This window comes from Devosia sp. A369 (genome assembly GCF_054489345.1).
Map to the genome: position 1 here is coordinate 80,923 of NZ_JBTMWV010000002.1, position 23,816 is coordinate 104,738.

At 63.7% G+C, this 23,816-nt stretch carries 16 protein-coding genes; all 16 read left to right on the top strand.

Translation table 11 applies throughout. The features are described from left to right. Nucleotides 1-45: 45 nt before the first annotated feature. The 16 genes from ACX3OZ_RS03950 (at nucleotide 46) to ACX3OZ_RS04025 (ending at nucleotide 23,814) form a co-directional block, all read left to right on the top strand. On the top strand, nucleotides 46-633 hold the full coding sequence (locus ACX3OZ_RS03950; RefSeq protein WP_459103869.1) for a response regulator: 588 nt from the start codon (nucleotides 46-48) through the stop codon (nucleotides 631-633). A gap of 303 nt (nucleotides 634-936) precedes the next feature. After that, on the top strand, nucleotides 937-6,144 hold the full coding sequence (locus ACX3OZ_RS03955; RefSeq protein WP_459103870.1) for a CshA/CshB family fibrillar adhesin-related protein: 5,208 nt from the start codon (nucleotides 937-939) through the stop codon (nucleotides 6,142-6,144). Next, entirely contained in the window at nucleotides 6,141-9,620 is a 3,480-nt protein-coding gene (locus ACX3OZ_RS03960; RefSeq protein ID WP_459103871.1) for a TonB-dependent receptor, read from the top strand. The genes ACX3OZ_RS03955 and ACX3OZ_RS03960 overlap by 4 nt, the downstream gene beginning before the upstream one ends. Nucleotides 9,621-10,078: 458 nt before the next feature. Further along, a complete protein-coding gene (locus ACX3OZ_RS03965; RefSeq protein ID WP_459103872.1) occupies nucleotides 10,079-13,567 on the top strand; it encodes an autotransporter outer membrane beta-barrel domain-containing protein in 3,489 nt (1,162 codons plus the stop codon). 35 nt (nucleotides 13,568-13,602) lie between these two features. Further along, complete coding sequence (locus ACX3OZ_RS03970) at nucleotides 13,603-14,088, top strand: invasion associated locus B family protein (RefSeq protein ID WP_459103873.1); 486 nt, start codon at nucleotides 13,603-13,605, stop codon at nucleotides 14,086-14,088. A gap of 11 nt (nucleotides 14,089-14,099) precedes the next feature. After that, nucleotides 14,100-14,675 (top strand): L,D-transpeptidase, encoded by a 576-nt coding sequence (locus ACX3OZ_RS03975; RefSeq protein WP_459103874.1) that lies wholly within the window; start codon nucleotides 14,100-14,102, stop codon nucleotides 14,673-14,675. 117 nt (nucleotides 14,676-14,792) lie between these two features. After that, nucleotides 14,793-15,677 carry a LysR substrate-binding domain-containing protein gene (locus tag ACX3OZ_RS03980; protein WP_459103875.1) on the top strand — a complete coding sequence of 295 codons (885 nt, stop codon included), beginning with the start codon at nucleotides 14,793-14,795 and terminating at the stop codon, nucleotides 15,675-15,677. A 112-nt stretch (nucleotides 15,678-15,789) separates the two neighbouring features. After that, on the top strand, nucleotides 15,790-16,746 hold the full coding sequence (locus tag ACX3OZ_RS03985; RefSeq protein ID WP_459103876.1) for a Bug family tripartite tricarboxylate transporter substrate binding protein: 957 nt from the start codon (nucleotides 15,790-15,792) through the stop codon (nucleotides 16,744-16,746). Nucleotides 16,747-16,847: 101 nt separating this feature from the next. Continuing rightward, nucleotides 16,848-17,522, top strand: coding sequence for a 4-carboxy-4-hydroxy-2-oxoadipate aldolase/oxaloacetate decarboxylase (locus ACX3OZ_RS03990; protein ID WP_459103877.1), 675 nt, complete (start codon nucleotides 16,848-16,850; stop codon nucleotides 17,520-17,522). A 21-nt stretch (nucleotides 17,523-17,543) separates the two neighbouring features. Then, nucleotides 17,544-18,002 (top strand): tripartite tricarboxylate transporter TctB family protein, encoded by a 459-nt coding sequence (locus tag ACX3OZ_RS03995; protein ID WP_459103878.1) that lies wholly within the window; start codon nucleotides 17,544-17,546, stop codon nucleotides 18,000-18,002. Then, nucleotides 17,999-19,507, top strand: a complete 1,509-nt coding sequence (locus tag ACX3OZ_RS04000) for a tripartite tricarboxylate transporter permease (RefSeq protein ID WP_459103879.1) — start codon at nucleotides 17,999-18,001, stop codon at nucleotides 19,505-19,507. Before ACX3OZ_RS03995 ends, ACX3OZ_RS04000 begins: the two co-directional genes overlap by 4 nt. 160 nt (nucleotides 19,508-19,667) lie before the next feature. Next, nucleotides 19,668-20,051, top strand: coding sequence for an acetyl-CoA carboxylase biotin carboxyl carrier protein (locus ACX3OZ_RS04005; protein ID WP_459103880.1), 384 nt, complete (start codon nucleotides 19,668-19,670; stop codon nucleotides 20,049-20,051). Further along, on the top strand, nucleotides 20,048-21,433 hold the full coding sequence (locus ACX3OZ_RS04010; RefSeq protein ID WP_459103881.1) for an acetyl-CoA carboxylase biotin carboxylase subunit: 1,386 nt from the start codon (nucleotides 20,048-20,050) through the stop codon (nucleotides 21,431-21,433). Before ACX3OZ_RS04005 ends, ACX3OZ_RS04010 begins: the two co-directional genes overlap by 4 nt. Then, on the top strand, nucleotides 21,430-21,804 hold the full coding sequence (locus ACX3OZ_RS04015; protein ID WP_459103882.1) for an acetyl-CoA carboxylase biotin carboxyl carrier protein: 375 nt from the start codon (nucleotides 21,430-21,432) through the stop codon (nucleotides 21,802-21,804). Before ACX3OZ_RS04010 ends, ACX3OZ_RS04015 begins: the two co-directional genes overlap by 4 nt. Nucleotides 21,805-21,924: 120 nt before the next feature. Beyond that, on the top strand, nucleotides 21,925-22,617 hold the full coding sequence (locus tag ACX3OZ_RS04020) for an SDR family NAD(P)-dependent oxidoreductase (protein ID WP_459103883.1): 693 nt from the start codon (nucleotides 21,925-21,927) through the stop codon (nucleotides 22,615-22,617). A gap of 195 nt (nucleotides 22,618-22,812) precedes the next feature. Beyond that, nucleotides 22,813-23,814, top strand: coding sequence for a TRAP transporter substrate-binding protein (locus ACX3OZ_RS04025; RefSeq protein WP_459103884.1), 1,002 nt, complete (start codon nucleotides 22,813-22,815; stop codon nucleotides 23,812-23,814). Nucleotides 23,815-23,816: the final 2 nt, after the last annotated feature.

Consider the following 23,816-nt stretch of genomic DNA (forward strand, 5'->3'; position numbering starts at 1 on the left):
CAAGCATCCCATGGTCTTGATGTTTTTGGGGAGCAGAGCAAGCCGATGATGCGCATTTTGGTCGCTGATGACCATGCAATGTTCGCCGCAGCACTCCACTATCTGTTGAAATCTGCTGACGTGGGCATCGAGGTTGATCCGGTCAACTCGGTCGCCGAAGCGCTGGACAATATGGAGCAGCACGGTGCACCGGACCTCGTCCTGCTTGATTATGCCATGCCCGACATCGATGGCTTGCAGGGGCTCGAGCTGATCCGCGCCCGGCACGGCAACGCCAATGTTGCGATGCTGTCAGGTACCACTGACCCGTTGCTGGTCCGCGTCGCATTGGCCAAAGGTGCCGTGGGATGGATCCCCAAAACCCTGCCGCCGGCAGCGCTGATCCACGCTTTGCGCTTGATGGCCGATGGGCAACGGTTCGTGCCACCGGAACTTCTAAAGGAGGGGCCTCAACAGGGACTGTCCGAACGCGAGGCACAGGCGGCCCTGTTATTGGCCCAAGGCCATTCGGACAAAGTCATCGCCGACAGGCTCGGCATCGAGCCCTCAACGGTCAAGGTTCACGTGCGGCGAATACTGAAAAAATCTGGTGTCACCAGCCGTGCCCAATACGCCGCGATGGTCAGGCGTTAGACCAAGCTCTGTTTTGAGCAACGCTGCAGGTCGAGTGGCAAGCAACTCATTTGAACACCTGCAGCACGAGCATCGTGAAGACCTGAAGCTGTCCACGGTACAGCCAGTGTGCGCGAGCAACGCCCCATAAGTCGGCCGGCGGCGCGGATACTCGTTTTTGCGTACGAGGGTGGTAGGCTTGTAAATTGAGCGGAATCAGATACTTACGATTCGTATATTTTAAGCGATTGTTTGTTTGAGGATTAGATTTTGGCTCCATGCTTCGGGCGGGCAGCGCAGCTGCGTCATGGATTCACTCAAGTCATGCGGTCGGCGACCCGCCTTATTGGGCTAGCGGCGCTCAGTGCGCCCCTCCTGATCAGTGATGCCTACGCAGCCGCCTACGCCACCGGCGGCAACAGCATTTACCGCGACCAGGTCCTCTGGCTGACCTGGGGCGGCGGCGGTGCCAATGGAACCCCCGGTGTAGCGCTAACGACGGGCTCCAGCACCACAGCGTCTGTTCCGGTGGCTGCCGGCCAGACCATGGAAGTAACCTGTTCGCTGGCGAATGCCAGCGGCAAGAGCCTGTTGAGCTACCGTCCCGGTAACTGGAGCGGTGACGTCTTCGACGACCTCTACAATATCGGCGGTACGGGCGGCTCTAACCTATTGATCGCTGGTATTGCCCGCACGGGAGGCCTCGCGGAGTTCACCGTCAATTGCTCGGCGACACTTGCCGGCAAGCCCTACGCCATTCGCGGTCTGGTGATGGCCGACGCTGAATCCATCAATACTGGTGTCGAGTATGTCGAAGCGACTGCCCAGGGAACCTGGACCGTCGTTGAACTGCAGAAGAACTTGGGCGTCGGGAGCTATACGGCGCGAAAGACCCAGAACGGCGCCAACCAGACGGTCCGCTTCGGGCCGGGCAATGACAACAACACGGCGGCGATCAGCTTTCTGACCTTCAACACGCCGGCGCCGTCCGTCAGCATGGATTTTAAGATCAACGGTGGCGGCACCACGGCAATCGCCATTGGCCTGCTCGCCCCTTATGCCGATTTTGGTGACGCTCCGGCCAGCTATGGCGAAGCCATGCATGTCATTGCCGACATGAATTTTGCGTCGGACAACATCCCTTTCAACACCAATCTCAACCTGAATGCCGCGGGCTACACATCGGGCGCATTGCTGCCGCCGGGCTCCAACTATCTCGGTACGCAGGGTCCGGACACCGAGCCTTCGACCCGCTTCAGCGCCGATGCGCTGGGCGACGACAATTCTCCACTGGCAAACCCGCGCGAAGAGGACGCATGGCCGGCCGGCAGCACGCTTTCTGTGCTTGATGCGGGGCGGGTCATCACCCACGCGCCGCTTTGCGCCGGCGCGGGTACGGTGGCGGGCTGGATCGATTTTGACCGCAGCGGTGCCTTTGACGCTCACGAGCGTGCCGAGGCAGTTTGCACCGCAGGCTCGGCTCCTCTGAGCTGGACCATGCCTGCCAGTATGACGCCGGGCACGGTTTTCGCGCGCCTGCGCTATGCCGCCGACCCCGCCGAACTCATCAGCCCCACCGGCGTCGCCACCATGGGCGAGGTCGAAGACCATCTGCTGACCGTGCTGGCGCCCAGCCTGCGCATCACCAAGTCCAGCAATGCCGTTGGTGGCACCTGGACGGTGAACGAGCCTGCTGCCAGCTATCAGCTTTCCGTGGCCAATATCGGCCCCCAACCCACTGGCCGCCTGCCGGCCATCCCGGGCGCCCCGATCACCGTGCTCGATACGCTGCCCGGCGGGCTGCTGCCGAAATGGACCGGCACCCATGTTAGCAATGGCTGGTCCTGCACCTTCGCCGGCATCAACGTCGCCTGCGTCAGCACGCAGGTGCTGGCTGCCGGTGCCAGCTCGACCATCACCCTGCCGGTCAGCATTCCCGAGACGGTTCCGGCCGGGCCGGTGCTGAACCATGCGAGCATTGGTGGCGGGTTTGATCCGCACAATGGCGGCGTGCCGCCCAAGCCGGGCGCGCTTTGCGGCGATGCCGATCACTGCGCCAGCCATAGCGTGACTATCGACGCCACCCCGGCACTCACCTTGCTCAAGACCGGCAAGCTCAACGATTTGAACGGCAATGGCCTGATCGAGCTGGGCGAAACCATCCGCTACGACTTCACCGTGACCAATACCGGCATGGTGACGCTGACCAATGTCGGTATCGACGACGCATTGCTGAGTGCAGCGGTCCCTCCGGTGGCGGTCAGCCCCGGTCCGCAGACGCTCGCGCCCGGCGCGACTGTGACCTTTTCGGCGCTCTATACGCCGGTGCAGGCCGACATTGATACCGGCACCGTCACCAATATCGCGACGGCGCGCGGCACGCCACCGAGCGGCCCCGAAGTGTTCAGCCCACCTGACACGGTCACCGTGCCGCCCAATCTGACGCCCGGCCTCAGCATCGTCAAAACCGGCACGCTCAACGACCTGAACAACAACGACCTGCTGGATGCCGGCGAAACCGTCACTTACGATTTCGTGGTGACCAATGTCGGTCAGGTGACCTTGAGCAATGTCGTGGTCGCCGACCCGATGCTGGCTGACGCCGGCGTTGCGATCACGCCCGGTGCACAAATCCTGCTGCCGACGACCAGCGTCACCTTTTCAGCGACCTACACCCCGACCCAGGCCCAGGTCGATTCCGGCTCGGTGACCAATACGGCCACCGCCAAGGGCACCCCGCCCGGCCAGCCTGAAATCGAAAGCCCGCCCGATACGGTCACCGTGCCGCCCAATGTCACGCCTGGCCTCAGCATCGTCAAAACCGGACTGCTGGATGACCTCAACGGCAATGGTCTGATCAATCTTGGCGAAACCATTCGCTACAGCTTCCAGGTGACCAATACCGGCGGCGTTACGCTGACGGGTGTCACTGTGGTTGATCCGCTGGTGACCATTGTCGAGCCGGCCCAGACGCTGGAGCCCGGTGGTACCTACAAGTTCACCGCCATTTACACCCCGATCCAGGCCGATATCGACGCTGGGCAGGTTACCAATATCGCCCATGCCACCGGCACGCCGCCGGCTGGCCCGCCGATTGACAGCCCGCCGGACAGCGTCACCGTGCCGCCGGAAAACGGACCGGCGCTGGCTATCGACAAGTTCGGCACGCTCAATGACCGCAATGGCGATGGCCTGATCGATCTGGGCGAAACCATCGGTTATCGCTTCGTGGTGACCAATACCGGCAAGGTCACGCTGACCGGCGTGACGGTGGTCGACGCTTTGGTGGCCGTGCTCGAGCCGCCCCAGACCCTGGCGCCCGGTGGTAGCTTCACCTTCACCGCGCTCTACACCCCGATCCAGACCGACATTGACGCCACTAAGGTCACCAACACGGCGCACGCCACCGGCAAGCCGCCGGTCGGTGGGCGGATTTCGAGCCCACCCGACACCGTTCAGGTTCCAGCCGGCGCTGTGCCGGGCCTCAGCATCGTCAAGACCGGCTCGCTCAATGATCGCAACGGCGATGGTCTGATCGATCGCGGCGAAAACATTGCCTACAGCTTCCTCGTGACCAATACCGGCATGGTGACGCTGACTGGCGTGACAGTCATCGACAAGCTGGTGACCGTCAACGAAGCACCGCAGACGCTGGCACCCGGCGCCAGCTTCACCTTCACCGCCGTCTACACCCCGACCCAGGCCAATATCGATGCCGGCAGCGTGACCAACACCGCGACCGCGACTGGGCAGCCGCCCAGTGGGCCGCCGGTCATCAGCCCGCCCGACACCGTCCAGGTGCCGGCCGGCGCTTTGTCGGGCCTCCGCATCATCAAGACCGGTACGCTCAACGACAATGATGGCAACAAGCTGCTCGATATCGGTGAATCGGTGGATTACCAGTTCCTGGTGACCAATACCGGCATGGTGACGCTGACCGGCGTGACGATCAACGATCCGCTGGTCACCGTCGTCGAACTGCCCCAGACCCTGGCGCCCGGCGGCAGCTTCACCTTCACCGCGCGCTATACGGCGGTGCAGGCTGACATCGACGCCGGCTATGTCGAAAATACCGCAACGGCGACCGGCGTGCCGCCTGTTGGCCCGCCGATTGAGAGCCCGCCCGACACCGTCATCGTGCCGCCCAACATGACGCCGGGCCTCAAGGTGCAAAAGACCGCATCGCTGACCGACGCCAATAGCAATGGCGTGCCCGAAGTCGGGGAGATCATCGAATATCAGTTCCTCGTGACCAATAGCGGCGCGGTGACACTGACCGGTGTAACTCCGCGTGATGCTGGCCCCCGCTTTGGTGGCGTAGCAGGTGCCAATACCCTGACGGCCATCGCACCCGCCCCGGTCTCACTGCTCCCGGGCGCTCAGCAGTTGTTCACCGCCACCTATGCCATGGCGCAGGTCGATATCGACAACGCCGCCAAGGCCGGCAATCAGGTGGACAATTTTGCTGACGCCACCGGCACTGGGCCAAACGGTCGTCCGGTTGTCTCGCCGCTGGCACTGGCGGCAGTGCCGCTGCCCGTGTTGCCGCCGACCGCCATCACCATCTCCAAGCAGGCCGGCAGGAGCCAGATCTGGCGCGGCGAGACCATCGACTTCACCATTCTCGTGGCCAATACGGCCCTGACCAATGCTGGGGTGATCGATGTCGTTGACACCATCCCGCCCGGCTTCCGCTTTGTAGATGGGTCGGCCACGGTCAATGGTGCGGCTGCCACGCCAAGCCTGTCCGGTTCGGAGATCCGCTTTGCCGGTCTTCCGCTCGGACCCAGCTCGCAGCTCGAGATCCGCCTCAATCTGCTGGCCCTGGCCACCGCCAGTCCCGGCCGCCACCTGAACCGCGCCAACGTGCTCGACCCCAGCGGCACGCCGCTGGCGCCCGAGGCCGTCGCCATGTTCGAGGTGTTGACCGAGGCCATGCTCGATTGCAGCGAGATCGTCGGCAAGGTGTTCGATGACCTTGATCGTGACGGCTATCAGGATGAAGGCGAGCCCGGCCTGCCCGGCGTGCGTCTGGCCACGGTGCGCGGGGTGTTGATCACCACCGATGCGCATGGCCGCTTCAGCATCCCCTGCGCCGCGCTGCCCAATAGCGAGATCGCCTCCAACTTCGTGTTGAAGCTCGATACCCGCACCCTGCCGACCGGCTATGGCCTGACCACTGACAATCCGGCTGTCGCCCGGCTGACCGCCGGCAAGATGACCGACGTCAATTTCGGTGCCTCAATCGGCCGTCAGGTGCGGCTCGACCTCAATGCAACGGCCTTCATCGCTGGCTCGGATGCACTGCATCCCGAACTGGTGACGGCCCTCGATGGGGTGATCGAACTGCTGGAAGCGGACAAGGCCACGCTGGTGCTGACCTATGGCGATGGTCCGGCCGCGCTGGAGGCAGGCCTCGTCCGGCTCGACGCTGTCGAACGCCATATCCGTGATCTGTGGCGTCGTGCTGGCGCCCCCTATGAACTGGTCGTTACGCGCCAGACCACCGGTAACCAGGGAGGCCAGCAATGACCTCGGTATTGAACCTGTCCCCGCGCCAAGGCGCATTGCGTCGTGCCCTGCTGCTGACCGGCACTGCGCTGGCCCTATTGGCTAGCCCGGCCATGGCCGAGCCCCTGGGGTTCTCGGTCAGCGTCGATGGTGAGCATGTCAGCGGCGATCCGATTGCGCCGGACCTGATCCGCCGCACCGACGTCGAACTGCAGCGCACCGATATCCAGGTCAAATTCGATGGCCTCGAAATCCGGCCGACGCTCAACGTGCTGCCGGCCGATCAGCGCAGCAATCGCCGCGCTGGCGAAATGGTGCCCTTCCTGCTCACCACCAACTACCCAGCCTTCATTGCCAAGGCCGAATTGCGCATCTTTGCCGCTGGCCAGGATATCGCGGGCCCGCCTCTGGCTATCGTGCCGGCTTCACTCAATGGCGTCTCCGGCTGGACCATGCCGACCGATGGCGACGGCGAATTCGCCTATGTCGCTCGCGTCTATGACGCGAAGGGGCGGTTCGACGAAACCATGCCCCTGGCGCTGCGCCGCACTTCGCGCGATCTGGACGAAACCGAAACCGAAACCGTCGCGGCCGGCTGGGGCGAAGACCGCACCCGCAGCCGCACCATTCCCCTGGTGGGTGGTGCGGTGACGGTTTACGGCACCAAGGTGCCCGCCGGCGCCTCGGTACAAGCTTTGGGCGAGACCATTCCCGTCGATGGCGAACGTGCCTTCGTGGTACAACGCATCCTGCCGGCCGGCGACCATGCGGTCGACGTGCTGGTGGCCGAAACGGGCGGCGCCGCTATGGCGTTCAGCCGGGCGATCAATATTCCCGACAGCGACTGGTTCTATGTGGCGATGGCCGACCTGACGCTGGGTCGGCGCTTCGGCAGTGGCCGGGTTGTCGCCGCCGATCCGTCGGCGTTCGACGGCATCTACGCCAAGGGGCAGCTCGCCTTCTATCTCAAGGGCAAGATCAAGGGCGAATATCTGCTCACCGCCTCCGCCGATACCGGCGAAGGTCCGCTCGACCAGATGTTCACCGGCCTCCTGTCCAAGGACCCGCAGGCGCTGCTGCGCCGCATCGATCCGAACCAATATTATCCGGTCTATGGCGACGATTCGACCGCCGTGGAAGACGCCCCGACCCGCGGCAAGCTGTATGTCCGGCTCGAGCGTGGCGCCAGCCATGTGATGTGGGGTCAGTTCCGCACCGAAACCGGCCACAGCGCCTTCGTGCAGGGTGGGCGTTCGCTTTATGGCGCGTCGGCGGTCTACAAATCCGATGCTGTCACCACTGATGGCGCCCATCAGGCCAGCGCCTCGGCCTATGCAGCTCATCCGGGCACGCTGACCCAGCGTGACGTGCTGCGCGGCACCGGCGGCTCGGCCTATTTCCTGCATCGCCAGGACATTGCGCCCGGCTCGGAAACCGTCACCGTCGAACTGCGTGACGCCACCACCGGCCTCGTCGTCTCGCGCCGCAATTTGCGGGCTGGCGTGGACTATCGCATCAACCCGATGCAGGGCGTCATCATTCTTAATGCGCCGCTCAATTCCAGCGTCAGCGGCTCCGGCGCCGTGCAGGGCGCGCAGGGCGAGCAGCGCGTCGAACTGGTGGTGCAGTACGAATATATCCCGATCAATCCCGACCTCAACGACTATGCGCTGGGCGGCAATGGTGCGGTCTGGCTCAACGATCACGTGATGATCGGCGCCACCGCGCAGGGCGAAAAGGATGCGCGCGACGAGCAGACCCTGCTGGGCGCCAATATCCGGGTGCAGGCCACCCCGACCAGCTTTGTCGAAGCCGAGATCATGCGTAGCCAGGGCACCGGCCAAGCGGCCTGGGTCTCGACCGATGGCGGCCTCAGCTATGTCCAGCAGGCGGGCGCGCCGGGCGGCGTGGCTTCGGCCTATCGCCTGAACGCCCAGTTGGATCTGGCCGATTTCGGTCACGACGGCTTGGCCGGCACCGCCGGCACCACGCTCGAATATCAGGAGGCCGGCTTTGCCACCGCGTCGCGCCGCCACGAATTTGATCAGCTGGTCTGGCGCAGCTTTGCCAATCTGGAACTGGGTGCGGCCGCTCTCGACCTGTCCTATGCCCATCTGAACGACGGCGCCGGTCGGCGCCAGCAACTGGCCGCCGCCGAGTGGCGCTACGAACTGGATCCGTTCTGGGAAATCGCTCTCGGCGTCGACTATCTGGTGCAGCATGATCCGGCGCGCGGTGCCGCCTGGAATGGCGAACGCAGCGATGTCGGCCTGCGCATCACCCATCAGGCCAGCGAAGACCTCAGCCTCTATGGCTTTGCCCAAGCAAGCCTGCATGCCAGTGCCGGCTTTGGTCGCAATGACCGGGTGGGCGGCGGCCTCGATTGGCAGCTCAGCGAAGCGGTGATGCTGGGGGCCGAATTGTCCTATGGCACCACCGGCCTGGGTGGCCTCGTCTCGGTCAGCCATCAGGACGGCCCCGACAAGCGCAGCTATTTCGGCTATCGCCTGACGCCCGAGCAGCAGGTCGAGTTCGGCGTACCCGGCAATACCGCCCTTAGCGGGCTGGTGGTCGGCACCGAGCAACGCCTCAGCGAGGCAGTCTCGATCCACGCCGAAAACACCTATTCGATCTTCACCCGCAAGCAGACCTTGATCAACAGCTACGGCGTCACCCTGACCCCCGACAGCCAGTGGACCATCAGCGGCACCGTGGAAACCGGACGGGTCTTTGATCCCGACGCCAGCGATTTCGATCGCCAGGCGGTGTCGCTGGGCACCCGCTATGCCGACAAGGACGTGCAGGCCCATCTGCGCGGCGAAGTCCGTTTCGAGGACTCGCTCGACGATAGCCGCGACCGCCAGAGCTATCTGCTGGCCGCCGGCATCAACTGGCAGGCCGATCCCGATTGGCGGCTACAGGCCAATCTGGATGGGGTGATTTCCCGCTCCGGTCAGGCGGTCATTCTCGATGGCGACTATGTCGAAGCCAATCTCGGCTACGCTTACCGCCCGACCAACAATGAGCGGCTCGAAGCGCTGTTCCGCTACACCTATCTGCACGATCTGCCCGGGCCCCGGCAGGTCAATGCGGCTGGCGCGTCCATGGGGCCGGCCCAGCGCAGCCATGTGCTGAGCGTCGATGCCAATTACGACATCAACGAGTTCATCACCATCGGCGCCAAATACGGCTTCCGCTTCGGGGCGGTATCGACGACGCGGCTGGAGCAGGATTTCAAGGCGTCTTCGGCGCATCTGGGCATCATCCGCGCCGATATCGACATTCTCGATGATTGGGCGGTGCTGCTTGAAGGCCGCGCGCTCTATCTGCCCGAAGCTGGCAACACCGATTGGGGTGCGCTGGCCGCGCTCTACCGCGATGTCGGCAGTAACGTCAAAGTCGGCCTCGGCTACAATTTCGGCCGCTTCACCGACGATTTGACAGATTTGAGCTATGACGATCAGGGCGTGTTCCTCAACGTCGTCGCCAGCTATTAAGCGGCGCGCCCTGCGCGCCGCCAGCCTGCCTCGGCCCGCTTGGCCGGGCAGGCCGATAGTCACCGTTGCGGTTTGCCATACAGCGGGCAGGGCGCCCGGCAGTCTGACGCTCGGCCGCTAGGCGTGGTCGAAGCGGCTGGCAGCATCACGCTCCGGTCTGGCAGGGCACATGAATATTTTTGCTGGCTTCGGCTGCTCTTTGCTTCAGTGTTATTACGAATTTACAAAACTGAATTGCTCCCGTCTAATGAGCGAGAATCACATCACTTAAGAATGTTTTTCATCAAATTATACTTGCCAAAGCTTTTTTCTGGCTAATCCCGTTTCGTTTGTGGAGATGCCTCGTGCTGGAATTGCGATTGGTATGCGGGTGTCCGGCGGACATTTCGGCCCAAAAACGCCCCATGCAACATCAATACGCACTCCTACGAGGCAGGACTGGTCACAAGCAGCGGGCGATGCGCGGTGCGGTGACAGTGCCGGGCGGCCTTTGGCTGGCCGCGACGGTGATGATGCCGCTATTCGGCTGGGCCGGGCTGGGGAGTGCGGCTGTAGCAGCCGATTGCGGCGTCGCGATTGCTGGCGTTGCCAACTGCGTGGCGCCCGGCGGCAATCCCTACACCACTGGCATCCTCTACAACCCGGTTGGCGGTCTTGTTTTGAATGTCGGCACCGGCATCATCATCACCCGGGATGACGGGCCCAACCATAATGCGATCCGCCTCGACGGAACTGGTGCGCTCACGGCCAACCTTGCCACGGGCGTTACCATCACCGCCAGTGGACTGGATTCCGACGGCGTCGAATTATACGGCGACGGAGCTCTCACCATTAATTCCGCGGCCAATATCACTCTTGCTGTTCCAACGCCCCTGGTCCCGCCAGGGCCAGAAAATGGCACCAGTGGCCTGCTCGCCTGGAACAGTACCCTCGGCACTGGAACGGGCGATATCGCCATTACCCAGGCGGCCAACAGCACCATCACTGTCACAGGTGAAGACGGCGGCGGCATGTATGGCCTCAATTATGGCCTTGGCTCCGTCCTGATGAATTCATCGGGGACCGTCATCACCGACGGTGAGAATGGAGATGCCGTTCTTGCCACCAATGGGAATACCAACGGCAAAAACACGATGGTCATTCTGGGCGCAGAAAGCGTCATCCTCACCAAGGGCACATGGTCGGCTGGCGGCTATAGCCTGAACTACGGGACCGGAGACGCGACTGTTTCGGCTAGCGGCGATATCACGACCCTGGGCGAGTGGTCCTATGGCGTGCTGGCGGACATCGACAACGCGACATCGGTTGGCAATGCTCTGGTCGTCCTGTCGGACACCGCTACCATCCAGACGAGCGCTCTCGGCGGGCGCGGCGGGTGGGCGCTGACTTGGGGGCTTGGCAACGCCTCGCTCACTTCTGCTGCGAAAATTGATACCCAAGGTGCCCGGGGCATCGGTATCGCTGCCGACATTCGCAATTTTGGCAGCACAGCCAACACGCTGGCTCATCTGCAAGGCACGGGCAGTATCGTCACCAGAGGCGAATTGGCGCATGGCATCATGTCCGACCATTGGGGCACCGGCGCCGTTGTCGTGACGATGGATCCGGGTAGCGCGGTCTCGACGGCCGGCAGCCTGGCCAACGGGGTCTTGGGGACGAGCAGGGGGACTGTGACGCTCGACCAGGCGGCCGGCACCACCATAACGGTGTCAGGGGCGGAAGCGTTCGGCGTCAGTCTGGCCGCGGTCGATGCGCTGCTACCGACGCTGGCCACTGCCAATGTCGGCGGGGCAGTTGCCGCCACCGGCCAATTTGGCGTCGGTGTATCCTCCTATGCCGGAGCCACGGGCCGCGCCAATATTGCTATTGCCACGAACGCAACCGTCGGCGGCGGCTGGCAGGCCGATATTGCCCTGCGCGGCGCCACGACGGACCGCCCATCGGCGGGCGTTCTTATCGGCTCGGCCCTGTCGAGCCAATTGAGCAATCTGGGCACTATCAGCGCTCTTTCTGATCGCGCTATTGCCGATATTGGCCGGCAGACCCTGACTGCCGGCAATTTGACCGTCGGCAATGCCGGTCGGATCACCGGCTTTGTCGAACTCGCCGCTGGCGGCAGCAATATTTTCAACAACGCCGCTCTGTTCGACGTGCGCCACTTTGCCGATACCAATGGCGATGGCGTGCCCGATACCAAGCGGGTGTCGATCTCCGATTTCGGCGCGCCGACCAGCCGTTTCAACAATGCGGCGGGCGCCACGGTGCGGCTGGCTCCAGTCGTCGGCGAAGCCAGTGTCGACCCGGCCGGCTACTATGTTCCAACCACCGGCATTGATAGCCGCCCGCTCGAAGCCAGCTACTACGCGCTGGGCCGGGCCGGCGTCGTGCAGGGGCAGTTCACCAATCTGGGCAGCTTCCACCACGCGGGCCTTCTCGATTTGCGGGGTTCGGCCACCGGCAATACGCTGGTCATGACCGGCAATGCCGCAGCAGGTGGGGCCGCTGGCACCGGTGTGTTCATCTCCGATGGCGGCCAGTTACTGCTCAATAGCGTTCTGAATGAAGGCGTGGCGGCGGGCGGCCAGACTGGCTCATTCTCCGACGTTCTGGTCGTCGACAGCACGCAAATGGGCACCGGCGCGACCACCATCACCATCGACCGTCGCGAGGGCGCTGGCGCCGCCACGCCGGGCAATGGCATTCTGCTGGTCGAGGTGCGCAACAAGGCGGCATCCGCCCCCGGCGTCTTCGTCCTGAATGGCGACTTTGTTGCCAATGGTGCCCCAGCCCTGATCCGGGGCGCGCATTACTATAATTTGCTGCATAACGGCGTCGCTGGCGATATTGCCGACGGCAATTGGTATCTGCGCAATCTGGGCCTGTCGCCGATTGTGCCGATCTATGAAGAATACCCCAAAGTGTTGCTGCCGCTGATCGATCTTCCGACCCTGCAGCAGCGCGTCGGCAATCGGCACTGGAACGAAGCGGCCACGCCGCGCCTGCCGCAGACGGTGTTCTGCAAGGACCCGTCGCAGAACTACCAATGCGTGGTCACTGACGCACAGGCCAGCTACTACCTCGATGAATCCGGCACGATTGTCTCGGAAACCCATGGCATTTGGGGCCGTATCGAGGGTGAAATCGGCCGCTACATCCCGCCGGTGTCCACCAGCGGCGCGCGCTACGATACCAATATCTGGCAGTTGCAGGCGGGCTTGGACGCGCTGCTCGCCGATGGTGAGGCCGGCACGCTGATCGCCGGTTTGACGGTCAATTACGGCCGCTCTTCCGCCGACATCACCGCTCCCGGCAGTGCCGGCAATATCACCAGCAGCGCTTACGGCCTCGGCGGGACGCTGACCTGGTATGGCGCCAACGGCTTTTATGCCGATGGCCAGGCCCAGCTCACCTGGCTGGATAGCCATTTGTCGTCGGTGACGACAGGGCGCTCGCTGGTCGATGGCAATAAGGGCTTCGGCTATGCTTTCAGTGTCGAGGCCGGTCAGCGCCTGGCGCTGGGCGAACACTGGACGCTGACGCCGCAAGCGCAACTGACCTATTCCAACGTCAATTTCGACAGCTTCACCGATCCGTTCGGCACCACTGTGGCGCTGCTGCAGGGCCAGAGCCTGCGGGGTCGGCTTGGCCTTGCTGCTGAATATCAGTCGAGCTGGAAGGCCGAAGACGGCAGCGTGTCGCGCGTCAGCACCTACGGCATTGCCAATCTGGAAAAGGATTTGCTCGACGGCACCCGGGTCAGCGTTTCGGGCTTTGAACTCGTCAGCCGCGATAACGGGCTCTGGGGTGGCCTTGGGCTCGGCGGCACCTATAATTGGAACGACGACAAATATTCCATCTATGGCGAGGTCTCGGCCAATACCGGTCTGGAGCGTTTTGGCGACAGCGTCGAGTTTGGTGGCACCGTGGGGTTGCGGGTTAAATGGTAAGACGGCGCGTTGCGGGTTTTGGTCTGCTCCTATCCATGTTGATCGGCGGCCCGGCGCTGGGGGCCGGCCTGCCGGGCGGCGCCTCCTCCTTGCAGGAGACTTATCAGGACTGGCGGGTGCTCTGCGCCCGGCCGGACAGCGCCAGCCTGATTTGCACATTTTCGCAGATGCAGGCCAACCAGAATGGCCAGCGGGTGCTGGCGCTTGAGCTGATGCCCGCGGCCAATGGCACCGACATTGCCGGCAATCTGGTGCTGCCTTTCGGCCTCCTGCTGGATGCTGGGGTGATACTGCAGGTCGATGAAGGCGCCGCCGGCGCCGCCCGCCGCTTCTCCACCTGCCTGCCTGATGGCTGTATCGCGCCACTAGCCTTCGATGCGGAAACCCTCTCCAGTCTGCGTGGCGGGACCACGCTGAATGTGCATCTGCAGGCCGTCGATGGTGGCGCCATGGTGTTGCCGGTCTCGCTGCAGGGCTTTACCCAGGCGCTGGAGCGGACGCGGGAACTGCTCGCGCCGTGAGGGGCCTCCTGATGGCGGCGAGCCTGGTGCTGCTGGCGGCTTGCAGCAGCGTCACCCCGTCGCTTACGCAGCTCAAACAGGCCTATGCCACTGAGCCGTATGAGGTTTTTCTGGTGGATCGCAACAAGTTCGACCAGCGCTTCTGGCCGAGTTTGGTCCAGCCTCCGCAGCCGCGACCGGCGGGATCGATCCTGGTCGACACCAAAAACCGCTATCTTTATTTCTACGAAGCCGATGGTCAGGCGCGGCGCTATGGCATCGCCGTTGGGGCGTCAGGCCATGCCTGGTCAGGCACCGCGCGGGTCGAGCGCAAGGCCAGTTGGCCGGCCTGGTTTCCCACTGATGACATGCGCAACCAGACGCCGGGGCTGCCGCAGCGCATCGCGCCGGGAACCCATAACCCATTGGGCGCGCGAGCACTTTATCTGTTCCAGGGTGGTCGCGACACGCTGTATCGCATCCACGGCACCTCCGAGCCCTGGACCATCGGCACCGAGGCCTCCTCGGGCTGTATTCGCATGTTGAATGAGGATGTTATCGACCTGTACGAGCGGGTCGAGGCTGGCGCCAGCGTGACCGTCATCTGAAGGCAGATTTGGCCCTTTTGCTGGCAGCATGCTGCCAAGTTTCTTGCTGTTGTCTCGCGCGGGGACTAACTCTGCGACGTGGGGTGCGCTCCGCTTGCCCCGGTCATCGCAGGTAACATGCTCGATCTCAGACGCGTTCGCTACTTTGTCAGCATCGTGGATAGCGGCTCCATGTCGGCTGCCTCCCGCAAATTGCATATCGCGCAGCCGGCGCTGAGCCATCACATGGCCGAACTGGAACGCCTGGTCGGCTTTGCCTTGCTCGACCGGCTGCCCCGGGGTGTGCGACCGACCGAACGCGGGGCGCTGCTCTATGCCCATGCGCAGCGGATTGTCCGCGAGGTCGAAGAGGCCGAGCGCGTGATGCGCGAGCAGCGCGGCGAGGCGATGGCCCCGCGCGCCGTGCGGCTGGCGCTGATCCCGTCCTGGGCCAGCATTTTTACCCCGGCCATCGTGCGCGCCGTGCATGAGAACCTGCCCGGCGTCACGCTGAATATTCTCGAGGCCCGCAACGACGAAGCGGTGCGCATGGTCGAGGCCGGCGAGGTCGATCTGGCGGTAACGCTGGAGCCCGGCAATGAGCCGGCCCGCGAGCTGATCCTGCAAGAGGCGCTGTATGCGCTCTCGGGCACCAGCGGCCCAGAGCAGATCAATTTTTCCGAGCTGGCCCACGCCAAGCTGCTGCTGCCATCGCGCAGCAACCCGCTGCGCGTCACCATTGATGACGCGGCGCTGCAAGCCGGCGTGACCTTGCAGGTCGGCATGGAAATCGAAGGCCAGGACACCATCAAGCGCGCCGTCGAGGCCGGCATCGGCATGTCGATCTTGTCGTGGAATGCGGTGCGCAACGAATGCGCCAAGGGCAGCCTGTTCGTCTCTCGCATCGTGGCGCCGGAAATCCATCGTGCCGTCTTCCTGCGCCGCAGCGCCGAGGCCGATGATGCCCTGTTCGATTTCTTCCGGGACATGCTGCGCGACGTCACCGCCGGCCATGCCGGATAGCGGTGACCTATAGCGATCCATTATGGATCATCTCAACAATCGGTATTTGTTATGGCCCCACAGCCTCGCCAGTGTGGGGGCAGTTAAAAAGACGTTAGGGGAGGAAAACCATATGCGTTTGTCGTATCTCGTCGCAGCTTCGCTGTCGGCCGTGGCCATGCTGTCGGCTATGCCAGCCTGGGCCCAGGCCTATCCAGAGCGCCCCATCACGCTGGTCATCGGTTATCCCGCCGGCGGCGGCACCGATATCCAGGCGCGCGCGCTGGTGCCCTATCTCGAAAAGGCCCTTGGCACCTCGGTGATCGTGGAAAACCGCGAAGGCGCCAGTGGCTTGATCGGCGCGACCTATATCGCCGGCTCGACCCCGGATGGCTACACCATTGGCGCGCTGAACTTCCCGTCCATGTATGCGCCGATCGCGCAGGGCGCGGCCAATTATGATTTCGACGCCTTCACCCCGCTGGCCAACCAGATCGGTGGCGACCTGGTGCTGACGGTCAACAAGAATTCGCCGATCACTACGGTCGATGAGTTCATCGCCCTGGCCAAGGAAACCCCGATCGTCGTCGCCGTTACCGGCGTTGGCCATCCCAGCCAGATCACCGCGCTGCTGTTTGAAACCGCAGCCGATGTCGATCTCAACTTCGTGCCGTTCAACGGCGGTGGCCCGGCGCGTATCGCCATGCTGGGCAATCACGTCTCGCTCGGCTTCATGAATTTGAACGAAGTGTTCGCCGATCATCGCTCCGGCGAATTGCGCGTGCTGGCCACCTCCGGCACCGCGCGCTCGCCGCTGGTTCCCGATGTGCCGACCTTCAAGGAACTGGGTTATGATGTGCAGTTCAACCTGCTCTCCGGCTTCGGCGCCCCGGCCGGTCTGCCCGCTGATGTCGAGGCCACGCTGGTCGAGGCTTTCCAGACGGCGCTCAATGACCCGGCCTATATCGCCGACGCCACCAAGCGCGAACTGATCACCCAGCCGATGACGCAGGCCGAGTATGCCGCGGCCCTCGACAAGGGCTTTGCCGAACTCAAGGTGCTTTGGGAAACCAAGCCCTGGACCAAATAGGTCCCGCCTAACCTCCAACCCTCTCCTCCCTGCTCGCAACTCGGGCGCCGGTCCAACTGGACCGGTGTCCGGTCGCGGCCCCATGACCGGAAAGTCAGACCATGGCGCATGTCTATCGCAGCTTCGAACGTCCCTCCAAGGACGTCGTCCAGACCCTGAGCAAATACAGCCCCGCAACCATTCATGAAGCCCAGGGCAAGCTCGGCGCGGTCGATTATCGCATCAAGCCAATCCAGCCCGGTCTCAAGATCTGCGGTCCGGCGATCACCGCCCACTGCCATATCGGCGACAATCTGATGATCTTCGAAGCCATCAACCTGGCCCAGCCCGGCGACGTTCTGGTGGTCAGCGGTGGCAATAACCCCAATCAGGGCGGCTTTGGCGACGTGCTGGCGGCAGCCTGTATCGGTCGCGGCATTGTCGGGCTGGTGGTTGATGCCGGCGTGCGCGACGGCGCCGGCCTGCGCGCCATCGGCTTCCCGGTGTTTTCGCTCGGCCTGTGCATGACCGGCACCTCCAAGGACACGCTGGGCACCATCAACCATCCCGTCGTCATCGGCGGTCAGGCCATCGCGCCGGGCGATATCCTCTCGGGCGATGATGACGGCATTGTCGTGGTGCGCGAAAAAGACATCGCCAAACTGGCCAAGGCCTGCGATGAGCGGGACGCTTTCGAGAACCACATGATGGCGCTGCATCGCCAGGGCAAGATGGATATCGAGGACCGCTACGAGATGATGCGGGCCAAGGGCTGTGTCTGGGCCGACCAGGCTTAATTTTTAAGGGAGAGAGAAGCGATGGCCAGCCAAACACCACGCCGTCCGATCACTGAAGACATGCTCGCCGGCGGCTTCTTCGTGCTGTGTGCGGTGGCCATCTTCGTCTTCTCCCGCAATCTGACGCTCGGCAACAGCTTCCAGCCCGGCGCCGGCTATCTGCCCACCGGCATAGCCGCGCTGCTGCTGGTGCTGGGGCTGATCATCGCCGGGCCTGACCTGCTCGACCGCACGCGGGGGCTGGCGTTTACCGCGCCCAAGATGCGGCCGTTCCTGGCCGTGCTCGGCATTCTGGCCTTTGGCCTGCTGATCAAGCCGCTGGGCTTCATCCTGGCCGCATTGGTGCTGATCACCCCGGCCTTTGCCGCTTATGGCCGCGTGCGGCTGCTGGAGCTGGCCCTGTTGTCACTGGTGCTGGTCGTGGCCTGCATCCTCATCTTCATCGTCGGCCTCGGCCAGCGCATCCCCCTATTGCCATGATTGATCTGTTCGCAAATCTCATCCTGGGCCTGCAGGTCGCCGTCACGCCGGTCAACCTGCTCTATTGCCTGGTCGGCGTTACCCTGGGCACCATGATCGGCATCCTGCCGGGCATTGGCCCCTCAGCCACCGTGGCCCTGCTGCTGCCCATCACCTACACCATGCCCGATACGGCCGCCCTGATCATGCTGGCGGGCATCTTCTACGGCGCCCAATATGGCGGCTCGACCACCGCCATTCTGGTCAATCTGCCGGGCGAGTCATCGTCGGTGGTCACGTGTCTGGATGGTCACGCCATGGCGCGTCAGGGCCGTGCCGGGGTGGCGCTGTCCATCGCGGCGCTCGGCTCGTTCTTTGCCGGCACCGTAGCTACGGTGCTGATCGTGCTGGTGGCGCAGCCGCTATCGCTGGTGGCGCTGGCCTTCGGGCCGGCCGATTATTTCAGTCTCGTGGTGTTCGGTCTGCTGTTTGCCGTGCTGCTGTCGAGCGGCTCCGCCGTCAAGGCTGTGGCGATGGTGGTGCTGGGCATTGGCCTGAGCCTCGTGGGGATCGATCCCACTTCGGGCGAACAGCGCTTTACCTTCGGCCAGGCCGAATTGTTCGACGGCATCGACTTTGTGGTGCTGGCCATCGGCCTGCTCGGCGTCAGTGAATTGCTGATCAATCTGCAGCAGGGCGCCGAACGCGACATCCGCACCCAGACCACCGGCCGCTTGCTGCCGAGCTGGCTGGATTTGCGGCGGGCATTTCCGGCGGTGTTGCGCGGCACGGCGCTGGGGTCGTTCCTCGGCGTGCTGCCGGGTGGCGGCGCGATCATGAGTTCGTTCGCCAGCTATGCGCTCGAGCGCAAGATTTCCAAGCACCCCGAGGAATTCGGCCATGGCGCCATCGAAGGCCTCGCCGGCCCGGAAAGCGCCAATAATGCCGGCGCGCAGACCTCGTTCATTCCGCTGCTGACGCTGGGCATTCCGGCCAATGGGCTGATGGCGCTGATGGTCGGCGCCATGATGATCCAGGGCATCACGCCCGGCCCCGAAGTCATCAACACCCGCCCGGACCTGTTCTGGGGGCTGATCGTCAGCATGTGGGTCGGCAATCTGATGCTGCTGGTGCTCAACCTGCCGCTGATCGGCATCTGGGTGCGGCTGCTCAAGGTGCCCTATAAATATCTATGCCCGGCCATCCTGATGTTCTGTGCCATCGGCGCCTATGGGCTGTCCTATAGCGTCGTCGACGTGTTGTTCTGCGGCATGTTCGGCATTCTGGGCTTCTTCCTGCGCAAGATCGGCTGCGAGCCGGCGCCGCTGGTGCTGGGCTTCGTGCTGGGGCCGCTGCTGGAACAGAATCTGCGGCTGAGCCTGCTGATCTCGCAGGGCAATTTCCTGACCTTCCTGACCAACCCGATCAGTGGGGTGCTGCTGGCGGTATCGGCTATCGTCGTGATCGCCATGGCGCTGCCGGCGATCAGCAAGCGCCGCGACGTGGTGTTCCAGGGCGAGGATTGAGCAGGGGCCGGGCGCCATTGGCCCGGCCTGTTAGGCCATAGCCAGTTGCTCTGGGCTGTTCGGGCCCGGCCCATGATATCGCCGAGAGACGGCAAACGCGCCGGAATTCTCTCTCGAACACGGCGGTGCAACTGTGGATTTGGTGACTTTGAAGACCGTCATGGACTGGGTTGCGGCGAGTCCGTTGCTGGAGTTCGAGTGGTCGGATGGCACCACACGGATTCACCTGCGCAAAGCCGCTGCAGGCGTGGGGGCGCAAGCCGTCGCCCCGAGTCCAAGTCCCGCAGCAGCGGCCAGTGGCGAGCAGGCGGTGTCGCCGCTTTATGGCATTTTCCATGTCGGGCCCGCCCCCGGCGCGCCGCCTTATGTCAGCCTCGGCCAACAGGTCCGGGCCGGCGAGACGCTTTGCGTCATCGAGGCGATGAAAATGTTCCACAAGGTCGAAGCCGCCTGCGATGGCACCATCGACGCCATCCTGGCGGTGGCCGGCGATGAAGTCGCCGTGGGCCAGCCGCTGTTCAGCATCGGGCAGGCCGGCCAATGAGCACGCGGCCTCGCTTTGATACGGTCCTCATTGCCAATCGCGGCGAAATCGCCGCCCGGATTTTGGCGAGTTGCCACAAGCTCGGGCTGAAAGCTGTGGTGGTGCATTCTACCGCCGATGCCGATGCCGCCTATGTCGCCGAGGCCGATCAGGCGATCTGCATCGGCGCGGCGTCGCCCGAGCAATCCTATCTCGATGCCGCCAAACTCATTCTGGCGGCCAAGGCCAGCGGGGCCGGGGCCATTCACCCGGGCTATGGCTTTCTGTCCGAAAGCGCCCGCTTTGCCAAAGCCGTCGCCGCCGCCGGCCTGGTATTTGTCGGCCCGCCGGTCTCGGCCATCGAGACCATGGGCGACAAGGTGGCGGCCAAGCTGTCGATGCAGGCGGCCGGCATTCCCTGCGTGCCCGGCTCGCCCGGTGCGCTGCCGGACGATCACGCTGCGGTGGCGGCGATGGCCGAGGCCGTCGGCTATCCGGTGCTGATCAAGGCGGCCGGCGGTGGTGGTGGTCGCGGCATGCGGGTGGTGCAAGCGCCGGGTGAACTGGCCGACGCCGTCGCGGCGGCGCGCGAGGAGGCCGACCGGTTTTTCGGCAATGCCGAGGTCTATCTCGAAAAATTCCTGTTGCAGCCGCGCCATGTCGAAATCCAGGTGCTGTGCGATGAACACGGCAATGCGCTGTGGCTCGGCGACCGCGACTGCTCGATGCAGCGGCGGCACCAGAAGGTGCTGGAAGAATCCCCGGCGCCCGGCATCGATCGGGCGGCCATCGCCGCTATCGGCGAGAGCTGCGCCGAGGCCTGCCGACGCATTGGCTATGTCGGGGCCGGGACCTTCGAGTTCCTCTATGAGAAGGGCGAGTTCTATTTCATCGAGATGAATACGCGGCTGCAGGTGGAGCATCCAGTCACCGAAATGGTCACCGGGCTCGATATTGTCGATCTGCAACTGCGCGTGGCGCTGGGCGAGGCGCTGGACATCAAGCAGGCCGATATCGTGGTGAGCGGCCACGCCATCGAATGCCGCATCAATGCCGAGCATCCGTTCAGCTTCGCCCCGGCGCCTGGGATAGTCGAGACGTTGACGGCGCCGGGCGGGGAGGGGGTTCGGCTGGATACCCATCTGCGCAATGGCAAGCGGGTGCCGCCCAATTATGACTCGCTGATCGCCAAACTGATCGTGCATGCGCCGACGCGTTCGGCTGCCATTGCCCGCATGGCTGAAGCGCTGCAGGCCACTGAAATCTTGGGCATCCTGACCAATATCCCGTTGCATGCCGATCTGATTGCCGATCCCGGTTTTGCTGCGGGCAGCCAGGATATCCATTATCTCGGCCACTGGCTCGCCCGGCGCGCCGCAGCGACTGCGGAGTCCCAATCATGAGTGTGACGAACCTGCCGCCCGAACTCGGGGAGATCGAGACCATTCTGCAATGGATGCGGGAGGGGGGCTTTGCCCAGCTCGCGTTTGAGTCTGAGGGGCAGAGGCTGGCGCTGACGTTGGATGAGCAGCCGCTGCCGACCAGCAATATTGTCAGTTCGGGCTTCGGTCGCCTGCTGCTGAGCCATCCGGCGGGTGGCGAGCCCTATATTCGGCCCGGCGATACGGTGGAGCCCGACCAGATCGTCGCCATGCTGGCGGCCGGGCCGGTGTTGACGGCGGTGCGGGCGACGGCGGGGGGGCGCGTGGTGGCGATCCTGGCGGAGGAGGGCGGGATGATCGGCTTTGGTCAGGCTTTGGTCGCGCTCGCCTGAGGCCATTGGCATGGCTTATGCCCGGAGACCGAGTTCGTCTGTCTGCTTTGGCGGCCGGCTGGTTAGCTTACGGCAGCCAAGTGGCCCCTGGCGGCCACGCGAACATGGAGGACGGCGACAATGCTGAGCGCAGACGGGCGTGTGGTAATGATTTCTGGCGCATCGCGCGGGATGGGCAGGGCGGTCGCCGACCGTCTGGTGGCCTCCGGCTTTCGCGTGTCGGGCGGGATGCGCGATCCCTCAAAGCTGCCCGAGAGTGACAACGTCCTCTCCTGCCGCTTCGATGCGGAAGAGCAGAATTCGGCGGAAGCCTGGGTGGCCGCGACGATGGAGCGGTTCGGGCGCATCGATGCGGTGGTCAATGCGGCCGGGATCAACCCAAAAGTCCGCGTCACCGATGATGGCGAAGACGAGCTGGATCAGATGTGGCGCGTCAATGTGAAGGGCCCGCTGCGGGTTGTTCGCGCCGCCTTCCCGCATCTGGCGGCAAGCGGTTATGGCCGGGTGATCAATTTGGGTTCGCTATCGGCCAAGCGCGTGGCGTCCAATGTCGGCTATGCCATGAGCAAATTTGCCGTACTCGCCTTGACCCATGGCATTCGCCGCGAGGGCCGTGACGCCGGCATCCGCGCGACGGTGATCTGTCCGGGCTATGTCGCCACTGATATGACCATCGGCGAAACCGAAATCGCCCGCCACGAAATGAGCCAGCCCGAGGACATTGCGGCCCTGGTGGAAATGGCCATCAACCTGCCGAACAATGCTGCGGTATCGGAGCTGCTGGTGCACTGCCAATACGAGCCCATGCTGTGATGGCGCGGGCCGCTGTCATTCAGCGGCCCAGCTTATGCCCCAAGTGTGAATTGCTCTTGGTGCAAGGCGTCCGCGAACAATAGCGTCAGGTCTTGACGGAGGAATGACGAATTTGCCGGCCCACCGGCATGCCAGACAATCGTAGCGATTTTCACCATAACGACTGGGGCCATACCCCGCATCTGGAGTTGAACTATGACGATTTCCCGCAGACATATTCTGGGTCTGATGGCGGCCGGCGCGATGCTGGCGACGAGCCTCACCCCTGCAAGTGCCCAACAAGTACAGATCAACCTAGCCGACATCCTGCCGGACGGCAATTTCATGGTGGCCGCCGCCAACCAGTTTGCCGAGGAAGTGGCCGTCGCCACTGCTGGCGACGTCAAGATCACGGTTCAGGCCGGTGGTTCGCTCGGCTTCAAGGGCCCCGAACTGCTCCGCGCGGTGCGCGACGGTCTGGTGCCGATGGCCAATATCCCCGGCGTGCAGCAGAATGGCGAAAACTCGCTGTTCGATACCGAGGGCCTGCCCTTCCTGGTCAACAACCAGGACGAGCTGCGCACCCTGCATGGCTATCTGCGCCCTGAACTCGACGCCGTCGCGGCCGAGTTCAACCAGAAGTTTCTCTATATGGTGCCGACGCCCTCCCAGTACCTCTACACCAAGGTCGAGGTCGACAATCTGGACGCGCTCGCTGGCCTCAAGACCCGTGCCGGCGACAAGAGCGGCGTGGACGTGGTCACCGCGCTCGGCATGTCTGGCATTTTTCTGCCCTGGGGTGAGCTGATCCCGGCCCTGGCCTCCAATCGTGTCGACGCGGTGGTGACCTCGGCGACTTCGGCGGTCGATGGCCGCTTCTGGGAATTCGTCAAATACGTCTATCTGGTGAACGGCACCGGCCTCAGCCATATCGTCAGCATCAATCTCGATACCTGGAACCAGATCTCGCCCGAGAACCAGGCCAAGATCGAAGAGATCGCCGCCCGGCTTGAGCCGGAATTCTGGGGCCTGTCGGCCGCTCAGGGTGAGGCAGCGCTCAAGACGCTTGTCGAAAACGGCATGATCGTTGTCGACTATCCGCAGGCGATGCGCGACGACATGCTGGCCAGAACCCGCCCGCTGCTCGATAGCAAGCTGGCCCAGATGCCGGGTGCGCAGGCCCTGGTTGGCGAATACCTCACGGAAATGGGACGCTAAAA